Genomic DNA, 431 nt, shown 5'->3' with positions numbered 1-431 from the left:
AGCCTCTCCTGCGAGGTACTGCAGGTCAGCGCCAGCGGGTATTTCAACTGGCTGCGCCGCCAGGGTGGCGGCTGCGGCGGGGGCGGCCGCGCTGCAGCGCGCTACAGCGACGAAGCCCTGCTGGCGCACATTCGCGCCATCCATGCCGAGGTCAAAGGCGAATACGGCTGGCCGCGCATGCACAAAGAGCTTGTGGCACGCGGCATTCGGGTGGGCAAGGAGCGGGTTCGCCGGCTCATGCAGCGCCACGGCATCCGGGCCAAGACGCCCCGCCGGTTCGTCGTGACCACCGACAGCCGCCACAGCCTGCCGGTAGCGCCCGACCTGGTGCAGCGGCGCTTTACCCCCGAGGCACCCCATCGGCTCTGGAGCGGCGACATCACCTACATTGCCACCGACGAAGGCTGGCTGTACCTGGCTGCGGTCATCGA

At 69.1% G+C, this 431-nt stretch carries 1 protein-coding gene; it reads left to right on the top strand.

What is annotated here, in order from left to right; genetic code table 11:
- A partial coding sequence (locus tag ACSHWJ_RS16000) for an IS3 family transposase (RefSeq protein WP_432540113.1) occupies positions 1-431 on the top strand: 431 nt, incomplete at both ends.

Origin of the sequence: Methylococcus sp. S1M, assembly GCF_051295855.1 — a bacterium.
Taxonomy (GTDB): Bacteria; Pseudomonadota; Gammaproteobacteria; order Methylococcales; family Methylococcaceae; genus Methylococcus; species Methylococcus capsulatus.
The sequence above is the reverse complement of the archived record's forward strand: the minus strand, read 5'-3'. Positions and strand labels throughout refer to the sequence as shown.